The following is a 13,749-nucleotide window of genomic DNA, read 5'->3' as shown; positions in this document are numbered from 1 at the left end:
AATTTTTCTTAGCAGTAGGTGTTATAGGATTTTTATCTACTTTTGTTATCACATTAAAAAATAAAAATATTAATGAGTATAATGAAAACATACAAAATTATATAAGTAATGTACCAGGAACTTTATATAATATAAGTGAAATATATGTAAATGATGAAAACGTTATTATATCAAGTAAAGAGGAGCATAGCACACAGGTGTTTGCCAAGAATGGTACATTTATTTTTAGATTATTTATGCCATATGATTTTGTACTTAATGTTGAAATAAACGATACCAGTAACATGGAGGTGTATACAAGGAAGAATCATAGTAGTATATATTATAAGTATATAGTAGATATAGATAACCAGAAAATTGTAAGTTTAGAGTGTCTTGGAGAAAGCGATGAGGAAGAGATTGATAAGTCAAAAGCTTATTTCTTAGATTTTCCTAAATATGAAAATAGTAAAGAATATTATGAGCTTAAGTATAACAAGCTATTGGTTTTAGTTGGAAGTGAAAAAAAGGTGATAAATATAACTGATTTTAAGATGATGCCATTGCCAACTATTACGTATGCTATTTTAGCTTTACAAGGTTTTGTAGGGATATTACTTGGTAGAAAGATATTAATTAGTGAGGGTTAAAGTTATCAGCTAACTCTAAGAAAATTCAAATAAAAGATAGATTTATAAAAGTCTCTAATTAATAATATTAGCAACAGGTATGAATAAATATATCATACCTGTTGTGATATTTTACCATTCAAAATATTATCTAACATTTATATAAAAAACTATATAAACAATATTTACAGACTATACTTATGGTAATGTAGGAAGCGTAGTTACCAGATTTGTAATAGATAGCAAGTCAAGCCATTTCAATGGACTTGACTATGATGTCCGGGCGTAGGAAAGTTGATACTGTGTGTCAACTTTTGCTATGCAGATTCAAATGACTAAGTAAAAGGATTAAAATTTGAATACAATAGTGATGGCTGGTTAATGAAAATAAAAGCCAAGATAAAAAGAAACTTTTTAATAGGAGAAGCTAACTATAGAGAATATACTTACGATACATATGAAAAAGTAAAAAATATAAAACTAATTTTAATAAACAACAGTGAACCGTATCACAAGTAAGGAAGGTGATTTGTTATAATAGTTTAATATAAAGAGTAACCGAGTTATTGGTTTAAATTAAGAAGAACAAAAAATGAGTGAATACATATGTGTATAAGGTAGATAGTCTGTATTCATATGAATTTAAGGCGATAAATAAGAATAAAATAGAAGAAAATATAACATAATATAAATATTTTGCAAAAATAACCATATAAGTTAAAACTGAAGACTTAGGTGAAAGAGGTAAGTAGTATAGGTGTGCAAAGCCAAGGTTAAATGCAAATTTAAATAAAAAATGTATAAAAAGGGAAACTTAAATTAATTTAAGTTCCCCCCTTTTTAAGTTTATATATTAATTATTGTAAAAACAATCATAGTTATTTTTTATTAATACTTATTAAAATTGTCGCTTACATTCTGTAAATTCATAAATATCCATTAACGCCTCACCAAATCTTTGATAGTGTACTATTTCTCTTTGACCTAAAAAACGTAATACATCTTTTAAATCACAGTCATCAGTTAAATTTAGTAACTGGTAATAAGTTGCTAATGCTTTTTGCTCAGCAGCCATGTCCTCGTGTAAATTAGTTACAGCATCTCCAAATACATTAATATAAGCTGTAGTAAAATTTACGCCATTAGCATCTACTGGTTGGAGTCCATGTCCAAAAGTTGCATAGTTTGGTCCAAGTCCAGCAGCCTTAAGCTCTTCAGGAGTACACTTACTAGTTAATTGATATAGAATAGAAGATATTATTTCGACGTGAGCCATTTCTTCTGTACCTATGTCAGTTAAAAGGGCACGAGATTTTCCAGTTGGCATAGTGTATCTTTGCTGAATATATCTAATTGCAGCAGCAAGTTCGCCATTAGGTCCTCCTAATTGAGTCATTATAAGTTTAGCCATCCTTGGATCTGAATTTTTTATGTTAACTGGGTACTCCAATGTTTTTTGGTAAATCCACATATTAACTTGACCTCCTTTAAATATTAAAAAATAAGTTAACTTTTATATTGTATATTATCTATAGAATTCATTGTCCCATGGCCAAGGATTACATACCCATTGCCAAGAATATGAGTCTGGTACATACCCGAAATTAGTTAATGGTCCATATTCATCTTCATAATCACGTTTAGCTTGCATAAACTTACAGCTGTATGTGTTGTATGAACGTAGAGCTTGTTCATCATCTGGATTGTTATCTAAATATAAATTTAATTCTATACAAGCAAATTGATATTCTAAAAGTGTATTTAAAAGTTCTTTTCTATTTGATCTCATAACTACCTTGTACACCCCTTTTGCATTTAACTCTATTTTTAGGATTTTCATATAACCAGTCATTATAATTATTTGATTCTACTAAATCTAGCTCTGGGAATAAAGTGCCTCTTCGTAAAGCTGTTTTTAAATCATATGAGTCAGTATAAACTTGACTATTTATATATGGTCTAGCTAATTCATAACCACAGTTTTGTTTGACATTTTTATAGTTATCCATAATCATTCTCCTTAATTTGTTGAATTTAGAAGTAATTAAATTTTTTATACTTTTATATTTATATCTAAATATGATAATTAGTTTTAATAATAATGAGTCATTAATTCAATATAAATTAATAAAAATTAAGCTTAATATATTTAGATTTTTATAAAAATATATTTTTACTAAAAAATAGTAGCTTGCTTTAAATTCTAGTAAACTTCTATTTAATACATAATATATAAATATTTTAATATTTGTGACTTTGTTTGATAAAAAAGTATATAAAACGACAAAATAAGTAAGAAAAGTATTTGGTTAAAAAATTAGTTATCTGAAATATTTCGACCCTCAACTCAGGAACAAAATGTTATTGAGTGAACAAATTTGTACAGTCATAAATAAAGAGATCATCTACCGGGGAAATTTTTCTCTCGACTAATTAAGCTTCACTTTTTTGTGAAAGTTCAGCTATGAGCTTTCTGTTATCGGTAATAACGACATCCAAAAATCAATTGGATAATGTTGATGAAGAAGATAAGCTAACGCACCAAATTAGTGCATCAGGTTAAAGTAGAAATATGAAAATAATAAATGAAAGTGGGCTTTACCCTTTTAAAAGGGGAAACTTCTGAAACTGATGTTAAAAATTTAGATGCGCATTATATGCATACCAAAAAATTAAACAATAAAGCTTCTTACTGTCATATAGATTAAGGTAGTTATATGGAGCGTTTCAACTTTTGGCAACGATGAGCTAAATTTTGAGATTGGAGTAGACAAATAGCCAATCTTATACCTATTTCACAAAAAGTGATAAACTTAAAGTATATATCAAAATGCTACTCACTTTTATTACTCCTCAATTGAGTCGGAAAAATATACGAATAAGATTAACTCAATCCAATTTTGGATTAACTAAGAATTTATTCTAGACATTCTGTACTCCCTAAAAAAGAGTATTCGGAGTGCCTAAAGTGTAATTATCCGGTCTTTTCGACTACCTTAAAAAAGATACTCGGTTATTACTCGGCACTTTCGGCAGCCTTAAAAAAGGAGATATATTCAGATTTAAAATCTGAAAACCTATCAAAACCTATCATTTATACTTTAGGAGTCAACAATTTTGCTGAGTAATGCTAAGGTTATGAAAACCTCACTATTGTATATTGTGTAAAATTTTTAATACCCTAATAGACCCTAACAAATACTATACGACTATAAAGTAATATATAATTATAACATATTAGAAAAGTTCTAATTATTGGGGATAATTATGAAAATAAATAAGGAAATGTATTTTCTTAACATTACGAAAATATGTGTAGCAATTAAAAATAAAAATATACTTACAGCTAAAGAATCAAAGAAAATTGCTGAAAGTATGGGATTTTATAAAATTAAACAAACATCCCATGGTCAGCCTATATTTTATAATAAGAAAAAAAGAAATATATATATCCAGATATAGATAGTCATAATGGTGGAGTATGGAAAATGGCATCTTCAATAAAGGATTTGGCAAATAGAAAGACAAGAGATGGTATATATGATATTAATTTAAATAGAGTAGGAGATTAATTAAAATGATGAATTATAGAATATCTAAATATAATCCTAAATATAGAGATGAACATGGAATCTATACTAGAGATGAATGGACTTCAATTAGTGATGTAGGAGAATACTTTGATGGATATGAAGTGACTATGGAAGAATATTTAGACACAGAAAATAGATATGTGAAAGCTATTGACATAATACTAGATTATTTAAAGATAAGTTATTTATATATAATGGAGCTAGAGAAATATGAAAATGATATAACTAATACATCTAATGATTTTTACATAAATATTATATCTTCTAAATTACCTGATGTTATTATTAATAAGATAAATGAACTAGGGCTATATATAGATTAGCACAAAATACTTATTGTGGAGAATTTGCAGCTAATGCAACTTATTATCCCATACAGTTTGTTGCATTACTACTATTCTGCATGGGTATAAGCACTAAGAAATGTACGTTTAGTTTTCAATTTAATTTGGCCTAATTGTAAAATTTTTATATCAACTTGTCTATTATAGATTACTTAATAAATATCTATTTTTACTATATAGAATATCATTTTAAACTTTGAAACTCAACTATTAATAATTTCATATGGTAAAACTTAATTATAAATAAAATTGTGGGTATTATTCTTGTGGATCATCTCCACCATTGAAATCCACTAACACTCATATCCATTGGATGTGGGTGTTTTTAGTGTATTCAAGAATTTAGTCAGGATTAGTATAATATTAATAGAATTCAATTTATAACCAATCTAATAACTTAGAAATAGATATATAGCTTATAATGTAAAAATACAAAGACTATAAAAGGAGATTATTATGGCAAGTTACTTTACAATAGGAGAAGTATCCAAGTTATCTAATGTTTCCTTAAAAACACTTAGATACTACGATGAAATTGGGATACTAAAACCTAAATATGTAAATAAAGAAAATAAATATAGATATTATTCTATAGAACAATTAACAACAATAGATTTAATAAAATTGTTTAAATCTACAGGGATGTCACTAGAATTAATAAAACAAATTTTAAGCTCACAGACTGATTTAGAGTTTATGGTAGAGAATATAAGAAATCAATCAAAAGTAGTAGAAGCAAAAATAAAAGAGCTATCGGCAATAAAAAGTTATCTAGATTATTTAGATAAAGAAATATCTCAAAATATTGAATATGGACTTAATGAAGTATTTATCAAACATAATGAAAAACGAAGTTATCTAAAATATGATGTGGTATCTCATAACCCTCAAGAACTAGATTTAAATTTAAGAAATGTGATATTTGATTTAGACAAAAATATAGAAAGAACTTCTGAGCTCTTAGGAGCAACAGTATCATATAAAGAGTTAAAAGAAGAAGATAAAATTATATATAAAGGATTTAAAGTTTTTATCAATCAAGATAAAGATATAAGGTATCTAGAAGAAGGTGATTATGTAACTATAATATATGAGGGTGGGCCAAGCGACTCAATTATATATTATAGAATGTTGTTAGATTATATAAATGAAAATAATATTGAAGTAGTTGGCGATTTTAATGAAACATGGATTATTGGTAAAATGGATGAAAACTTAGAAGAGAGAAGTTTAATAAAATTAGATATATTAAAAAAGTAAAATAGTATTGACCCTAACCTAACTGGAAGGTTTATTATTTTGTAAGTAGGTGACTGAAGAATAAAACATCAGAGTGAAAAAGTTTTATTCAAATGGATAAAGCAAAGAGTAATCTAACTACAAAATACATAGACAGTAAAGGAGATTTATATGAAAAAAGAAACAGTTATGGTAAAAAGTGAGTTTGCACCTTTAAAGAAAGTTGTTTTAACACAATCTGAATTTATATTTCCTATGAATAGTATAAGTGATGATGTAGAAGAAGTATTAGATGAAGAAACTCTACAAATGTATAAAGATGTAGATGGAAAAAATTATAAAGAGGCATTTCCAGAAAGACAAATTAAATGGGAACAAGAAAGAGAAAATCTAAAACAAGTACTAGAGAAATATGGTGTGGAAGTTGTTAGACCTCGTTTATTAACAGATTATGAAAAAGAAAGTGGCAAAGAATATGGGTGTAGTAACTCTTTTGTTAGAGACCCATTCTTTACAATAGGAAATAATATAATAGAAGGATCACTAAGATATCATCATAGAAGGAAAGAAATTTTACCTATACGTAGTATTTTAGAAACTATTGCATATTCCAGTAATGCCATGTATGTATCATTACCTATGGTAGATACTTCAGAAGGCTTGGATTCAGAGGCAGGACCATTTTTAGAAGGTGGAGATGTTATAGTCCTTGATAAAACAGTTTTTGTAGGTAAATCAGGACAAGCATCAAATGACAATGGATATAGATGGTTAAAATCATTTTTAGGACATTTTGGTTATAATGTAGTTCAAGTACCATTAAAAAATAATGTGCTACACTTAGATTGTGCATTAAGCTTAGTAAGAGATGGGATGATGATTGTATGTGAGGAAGCTTTAATAAATGGTATTCCAGAGGAGTTAAAGAATTGGGATAAAATATCAGTGCCTTATAGTGATGTATCCAGATTAGCTGTAAATGGATTACCAATTAACGACTCAGTATATATTTTAGATCCAGAGTTTGAATATATAGGAAAACAATTAATTAGCAAGGGGATAACTGTTGAATATATTGATTTTGAAATTTCAAGAAGTTTAGGCGGATCATTTAGATGTAGTACACAACCACTATTAAGATATTAAACAGTGATAAAATAAATATTTTTATATGACTTACTATAAATATAAATAAAAAAATAAAAAAATTTGGAAAATAATTGACAAAAAAACCTATAATATGATAAAATTTTTGTTGAAAATTCAATAGGCAAACCTATGGAAACATAGGGACGCAAAGCTATAGGGACTAAGGTTTTAAAACTATGTCAGCCAGTTGCCAAAGAGTACATTATACTTTTTGTTTTAAGATTTATAGTTAATATTACTGCAGGTATTTGCATGAAAATATTAAATTATCAAGTCTATATTAAGTTGCTCTTTTTGAGCAACTTTTTTTATTGCAATTTAAAACATGCAAATTTAATGTACTTCTGAGGGAGATCAATCAGGAGGGAAAAATGAAGAGGAAAATAGCATCAATAGTGGCTATGTCTATAATAGCTACAAATACTATGCCTGCAATAAATGTTTTTGCAGATGAAATTATAAGAAACAAAGTAGCAAGCATAGAAAAAGAAGTAAGCAAAAATATGACAGTGGAGAATTTCAAAATAAGAAATTATGAAAATTTCCCTAGTTATAATAAAGCTTATAAAGTAAATGTAGAATCTATAACTAATAATGGCGGTAAATATAATCAAAGTATTATAACTAACGCTATAGATGGTAAGCTAGAAACTCATTGGGAAACAGGAAAAGAAAATAAAGCAGACTTTAAAAATGAGGTAGAGTTTGAATTTGAAAACGTTGAAAAAATAAACAGATTAGCTTATGCTACTAGACAAGATGGTGCAAAACCTAAAGGTTATCCTAAAGTTGCACAAATATTAGTAGCAGATTCAAATGAATCAGATTACACGCTAGTAGGTGAAGTTGCAAGTACTAAAGTAACTGGAGATATGGTTGAATTTAGATTTGACACAGTAGAAGCTAAGAAAGTTAAGTTCATATTCTCTGATGCTCATGATGGTTGGGCAAGTGCTTCTGAGTTTTGGTTTTATAAAGAAGATAAAACTTTAGATAAAATGGAAACCATTTTTACGGATAATAACATGAATGAAGTTAACCCTGAATTTGCTAACATAGAAGATCTTAAAGCCTTGGAAGAAGAAGCTAAAGATCATCCCTTTTATGCAAACTTCAAGGAAGATATAGATAATGCTATAACTATATTAGAAGGTGAAAAACTAGAAAGTGGTATAGCTAAAGTATCTAAATTAACTGCACATGGTACAGAATATCAAGATGCTTACAACGAAAAATTTATGATACCAACAAATAAAATAACTAAAGTAGAAGCTAATGGTGGAATATATTCAGGAACTAAATATGAATATATGTTTGATGGTGACCCTAATACACATTGGGAAACTAACAGAAGCAACGGTACAGATTTCACAAATGGAATAACTTTAACTTTAGATGAAGCACAAACCATAGATAGATTAGCTTATAAAGCTAGAAGTGTAAATAGCAAGGGATTCCCTACTAAGTTTGAAATACATGTTTCAGAAACTTCTAAAGGGCAAACTTTCCAAAAAGTAGCAACTGGAGAAGCTAATGTAACAAGTGATATGGTTGAATTCAAGTTCGCTCCTACAAAGGCTAAGAGAGTTAAATTAGTATTTAATGAGTGTAACAGTAATAGAGCGTTTGCTTCAGAAATGAGATTATATAAGCAAGATGAATTAAGTGAAAAGTACGCTACATTATTTACAAATGATAAGAAAAATGAAGTAAGTAGTGAGTTCAATTCTACAGATAAACTAGAACAGTTTGCTAAAGAGTTAGAGACACACCCTTTATATAATTTATATAAAGAAGGTATAAATGATGCTAGATTAATACTTGAAAATAAGAAAGTTACATATGTGGATGCAAGAGTATCCAAATTTAAAGAGTTTGGTTCACTTGAGTTAGCAGAGTATGACAAGACTTATAAAATAGATAATAAGCGTATAGTAAACATAACTACTAACGGAAGTCACTATGCTAATGAAGTAATAGCAAGAGCAATAGATGGTAATATTGAAACTGCGTGGCATTCAAATAAAACAAATAACGAAAACCACACTAATGAAGTTACAATGACATTAGACAAACTAGAAACTATAGATAAGGTAGTTTACACTTCACCTAGAGCTAGAGGTTTTGCAGAAGAGTTTGATATATATGTATCTAAAACTTTAGAAGGTGATACTTTCCAAAAGGTTACAAGTGGTAGAGCAAGTAGAACTAATGATTCAGTTTCTATAAAGTTTAATCCGACAGAAGCTAGAAGAGTTAAATTTGTATATACTAAAGCTTATGAAAACTTTGCACTAGCTTATGAGTTTGGTTTATATAAACAAGACCCAGCTATAGATAAAATGGCTAGCTTATTCACAGACGAAACTATGAATACTGTAAGCGAAGAATTTGCTAATATGGAAGCTTTAAATAAATTAGAAGATGAAGTTAAAGTACATCCATTCTACGATGATTTTAAAGAAGATATAGACAATGCTAAGGCTTTGGTTGAACAAGGCGAAGTTGAAGCAACTGCAAGTAAAACTAAAAAGTTTAACCATTACAGCAACAAAGAGTATATGGAACAATATGCTATAAAGAGAGAGAATATAAAGAAAATATCTAACAACGGTGGACAATGGTCTACTATGAAAATAGATAATGCCATAGACGGTGATTTAGATACATATTGGGAAACTAATACATCTAATAAAGAAGATTGGAAAAATGAAGTTACTGTAGAATTTATAAACCCTGTAACTATAGATAGAATAGCTTATGGTGCTAGAAAATCAGATAGAAAAGGTTTCTTAGAACAATTTGAAATTTATGCTTCTGCTACAACTAAAGGAGATAACTTCAAACTAGTATCTACCGCAAAAGCAGACAAAACTACTGGTTTAGTTGAAGCAAAGTTTGAGCCTACTAAATTCCAAAGATTAAAAATAAGAGTAATTAAAGGAGATCAAAGCTGGGCTACTTTAAATGAATTAATTTTCTTAAAACAAGATTCTATAGCAGATAAAGTTTATAACATGTTTACAAATGATTTAATGAATGAATTAGTTGATGAATATGACACAATAGAAGAAATAGAAACTTTAGAGAAAGAAGTTAATACACATCCATTAAAAGAAGAATTAATGGAATATATAGAAAGAGCTAAAGATGTAGTTCAAAATCCTGAACAATCTAAAGAACATGTGTACGAATTAGAATCTAGAGGAGACTCTATAAAAGAATCTCAAAAAAGACAAATGTGGAACTTCCAAGACTGGCAACCAACAGGTTTAGCAGTTAAGTCTGAGCAAAAGATAACTGTTTATGTTGATGCAGAACCAGGTGAACCATTACCATATCTAGTATTTAAACAAATGGATGTTCAAAATAATGGTACTATAAACATAAACTTAAAGAATGGTAAGAACGTTATAACAGTGCCTACAATATCTGGTACAACAATTAGAGAAGGTGTTCCATACTCAGGTGTGTTATATACTGTTAACCCATATACAGAAGAACAACAATCTAGAATGCCTAAGATAAAAATAGAAGGTGCTTTTGAGTATCCTGCTTTCGTATTAGGAGAAGATTCTGATGAAGCTATAATGAAAGAGTTAGAAGAGTATACTGAAAAGTTAAAAAAAGATCCTACATTACCAGATGTATTTGAAGTGTTTAGTAAAAAGAACTTAGTAAATACTAGAGCTACATATGCTTTAGATTGGTATAAGAAGAACAATTTACTTCCTAGTTATACTGCAAACAAGGTAGATGATATCTTAGCAGAATCAATGAAATACTGGGGATTTGATGAGTCTAGCGAAGTAAACTCTGACTTCAACTATAGATACGTTTCTATGTTAAAGTACCTAGACGGTGGTGGATTTATGAATGCAGGTAATGGTATAACAGGCTACAACCAAAACGAGCAAGGTGCAGTTTTAGGATATAACACTGGTTGGGGACTAATGCACGAATTAGGACATAATATGGATACTACTAAAATGAGTGTAGTAGAAGTTACAAACAATATGTTACCTTTACACTTTGAAGTATTAGAAGGTAAGGCAAGTAGATTCACTCAACAAAACCAATACCAAAATAACATATTCCCTAAAGTAACAAGGGAAGATTACTCAAAGAACCTTTGGTATCCAGAAAGTGATTATACTAACTTACAACACATAGCTCCATTATGGCAATTACAGTTATATGATGAAACATTCTGGCCTAGATTACAACAAGAGTTTAGAGCAAACCCTTCATTGGGTGGTGGAAACTGGGATAATAAGCATCAGGCATGGGCAATTGCAGCATCTAATGTAATGCAAATGGATTTAACTGAACATTTTGCTAGACATGGTTTCCGTGTAACTGAAGAAACTGCACAACATATGAAACAATATCCAAAACCAACTGAAAAGTTATGGTATATGAATGATAACAAATACTTAAAAGACGGTGAAACATTTAATGAAAATTTAGATTTAAAATTACATACAAAAGTAAATAAAGAAAATGTAACTTTAACTATGGAAATAGATAGAGAAAATAATAAGAGTCTTTTAGGATACGAAATATATAGAGATGGAAAGTTAATAGGATTTACTAATACAGAAACTTATGTAGATAAAGAAGCTAAGATAGGAACTAACCATACTTATGAAGTTGTTGCTTTTAGTAACGACTTAAACAGTGCAAAAGCTGTAAGTGTTAAAGCACATCAACCTAAGTTAGAAGCTCAAAAGGATATAGTTATAGGGCTTAATGAAGACTTCAATGCTCTAGATTATGTAGAAGCTGTTGATTATGAAGGTAACAAACTTGATAATATAATAGTAGAAGGTAATGTAGATACATCTAGAAAAGGTGAATATGAAGTAACTTATAAGATAACTCAAGATGGAGTTACTATAACTGATACTACTAGGGTAACAGTCGTAAGTGATTTTACTTACCTAAGTGACTTAAAGCACGAAGATGTTAAGGTTGGTTGGGGTTCTCCTAAATTCAACAAGGATATATATGGTAGAGTAAACGGTATATCTAAACAATTTAAAAAAGGTATAGGACTTCATGCAAATGGTTATGTAGTATATAACTTAGGTGAGCATAGTTATGATACTCTAGATGTTAAATTAGGTACAGACTCTAGTAAAGCAGATAGTAGAACTACTTTAGACTTCAAAATAATAGGTGATGGTAAAGTTCTAGCAAAAACAGATACAAAGAGATACACTGACGATTTAGAGCATATTAAGGTAAATATAGCAGATGTTAAAGAACTTAGAATAGAAGTTAGTATAGCAGGTGATAGTGATGCTAATGACCATGGTATAATAGTAGAACCTAAGTTAATAGGAAACAACTCTAAACCAGTGATAAATATAGATGCCTCTCAATCAATAAAAGTGGGAGAAACTTTAGAGAATGTAGTAGGTAATGTTGAAGCTACGGATAAAGAAGACGGAAACATAACTAAAAAGGTTAAGATAAGTGGAGAAGATAAAGTTAACACTAATAGAGTAGGTACATATCCAATAAAATACACAGTAGAAGATTCTGATGGAAATACTACAGTAGCTACCAGAAGTATAAAAGTAGTTAACATGGAAGATTTCACTTACTTAAGTGATCACAATTGGGCGCAGCAATCTAATAACTATAAACAAGCACAAAAGGATGTAGCTATAAGTGGTAGAAATTTAACACTTACAGGTGAAAATAACGAAGCAGTTGAGTATGAAAAAGGTTTAGGAATGCATTCAACAAGTACAGTTATATATGACTTAACTGATAAAAAAGCAGATATATTCAGTACTTATATAGGTGTAGATAGAGCAATGTATAATTCTGTAGGTCAAGTACAGTTTGAAATATATGTTGACGGGAAGTTAGCTTATGATAGTGGCATAATGAGAGCTAAAGATAAACAAAAATATGTAGAAGTAAATTTAGCAGATGCTAAAGAATTAAAGTTAGTCGTTAAAGATGGTGGTAACGGAAATGGTTCTGACCATGCAACTTTTGGTGATACTAAATTACACTTTGTAAATGAATCAAGAATAGACAAAACTGAATTAACTAAATTAGTAAACGAAGCTAAAAAGTTAAATGAAGATGACTATACAGAAGAATCTTTTAATACAATGCAAATAGCTTTAGCTAAAGCAGAGAAAGTTTTAGAAGATAACAATTCTAGTCAAGATACTATAGATAATGTAGCTGCAGAACTACAAAAATCAGTTGAAGCATTAACAGTAGTAAACTTAGATGAAGTTGTAAATATACCAGACAAGTATTTAGCTAAATCTTTATCTAGTTTTTTAGGTAAGTCTGAAGGATTTACTGTTGGTGATATGAGAAGTTTAACTAAATTAAGTTTAAGTGGTGTTACTAACTTAGAAGGATTACAATATGCTAAGAATTTAGTAAGTATAGAAGCAGAATATAATGAGATAAAAGATCTTAGACCATTAGCTCAGTTAAAGAAATTAGAAAAAGCTAATTTTACAAATCAATTTGTATCAGTTGGTGAATTAAAAGTAGTTGATGGAACTGTTACAGTTAATACAGAAGCTTACAACAGAGCAGGAGAGAATGTAGCTACAAAAGTTACATTAGTAGACAAAGCTGGTAATGTGTTAAGTGAAAAAGCTGTTAATGACGATACAGAAGTTAGTTTAGATGTTTCAAATTTAGAAGCAGGAATTTATGGAGTTCATGTAGCATTTGAAGATGATGAATTAAGTGGGACATTAATAAACTTAGTTTTAATTAAATAAATTTTTAAAGAAATAATTTAAAAGGGTGTATCAAAAAATGATACAC

11 protein-coding genes and 1 riboswitch are annotated in these 13,749 nt (G+C 28.9%); of the genes, 8 read left to right on the top strand and 3 right to left on the bottom strand.

What is annotated here, in order from left to right:
- On the top strand, positions 1-629 hold a 629-nt coding region (locus QX51_RS20800), incomplete at its 5' end, for a hypothetical protein (protein WP_039681293.1).
- Positions 630-989: 360 nt separating this feature from the next.
- Positions 990-1,127 (top strand): hypothetical protein, encoded by a 138-nt coding sequence (locus tag QX51_RS20795; RefSeq protein WP_161791949.1) that lies wholly within the window; start codon positions 990-992, stop codon positions 1,125-1,127.
- A 379-nt stretch (positions 1,128-1,506) separates the two neighbouring features.
- On the opposite strand, the gene QX51_RS18075 is transcribed toward QX51_RS20795, so the two are convergent.
- From QX51_RS18075 to QX51_RS18065, 3 genes are read right to left on the bottom strand one after another with little or no spacing between them, the layout of a single operon-like run.
- Entirely contained in the window at positions 1,507-2,079 is a 573-nt protein-coding gene (locus QX51_RS18075) for a manganese catalase family protein (protein ID WP_039681292.1), read from the bottom strand.
- Positions 2,080-2,133: 54 nt separating this feature from the next.
- The gene (locus QX51_RS18070; protein WP_039681291.1) at positions 2,134-2,397 is read right to left on the bottom strand and encodes a spore coat protein CotJB; all 264 of its coding nucleotides are present in this window, start codon (positions 2,395-2,397) and stop codon (positions 2,134-2,136) included.
- Entirely contained in the window at positions 2,384-2,617 is a 234-nt protein-coding gene (locus QX51_RS18065) for a spore coat associated protein CotJA (protein ID WP_039681290.1), read from the bottom strand. The genes QX51_RS18070 and QX51_RS18065 overlap by 14 nt, the downstream gene beginning before the upstream one ends.
- A 1,258-nt stretch (positions 2,618-3,875) precedes the next feature.
- Between QX51_RS18065 and QX51_RS18060 the strand changes: the two genes are divergently transcribed.
- The 6 genes from QX51_RS18060 (at position 3,876) to QX51_RS18040 (ending at position 13,703) form a co-directional block, all read left to right on the top strand.
- Positions 3,876-4,070, top strand: a complete 195-nt coding sequence (locus QX51_RS18060) for a hypothetical protein (protein WP_039681289.1) — start codon at positions 3,876-3,878, stop codon at positions 4,068-4,070.
- Between the two features lie 26 nt (positions 4,071-4,096).
- Positions 4,097-4,180 carry a toxin C-terminal domain-containing protein gene (locus tag QX51_RS21875; protein WP_408645584.1) on the top strand — a complete coding sequence of 28 codons (84 nt, stop codon included), beginning with the start codon at positions 4,097-4,099 and terminating at the stop codon, positions 4,178-4,180.
- 5 nt (positions 4,181-4,185) lie between these two features.
- Positions 4,186-4,524: a hypothetical protein gene (locus tag QX51_RS18055; protein ID WP_039681300.1), complete on the top strand. Its 339-nt coding sequence runs from the start codon at positions 4,186-4,188 to the stop codon at positions 4,522-4,524.
- Between the two features lie 477 nt (positions 4,525-5,001).
- On the top strand, positions 5,002-5,805 hold the full coding sequence (locus tag QX51_RS18050) for a MerR family transcriptional regulator (protein ID WP_039681288.1): 804 nt from the start codon (positions 5,002-5,004) through the stop codon (positions 5,803-5,805).
- A 150-nt stretch (positions 5,806-5,955) separates the two neighbouring features.
- The gene (locus QX51_RS18045) at positions 5,956-6,930 is read left to right on the top strand and encodes a dimethylarginine dimethylaminohydrolase family protein (RefSeq protein ID WP_039681287.1); all 975 of its coding nucleotides are present in this window, start codon (positions 5,956-5,958) and stop codon (positions 6,928-6,930) included.
- Positions 6,931-7,043: 113 nt separating this feature from the next.
- Positions 7,044-7,128: riboswitch (cyclic di-GMP riboswitch) on the top strand.
- Positions 7,129-7,304: 176 nt separating this feature from the next.
- Positions 7,305-13,703 (top strand): NPCBM/NEW2 domain-containing protein, encoded by a 6,399-nt coding sequence (locus QX51_RS18040; RefSeq protein ID WP_052233163.1) that lies wholly within the window; start codon positions 7,305-7,307, stop codon positions 13,701-13,703.
- Positions 13,704-13,749: the final 46 nt, after the last annotated feature.

It is taken from the genome of Terrisporobacter othiniensis (genome assembly GCF_000808015.1).
GTDB lineage: Bacteria > Bacillota > Clostridia > Peptostreptococcales > Peptostreptococcaceae > Terrisporobacter > Terrisporobacter muris.
This window is presented reverse-complemented; position numbering and strand designations above follow the sequence as displayed.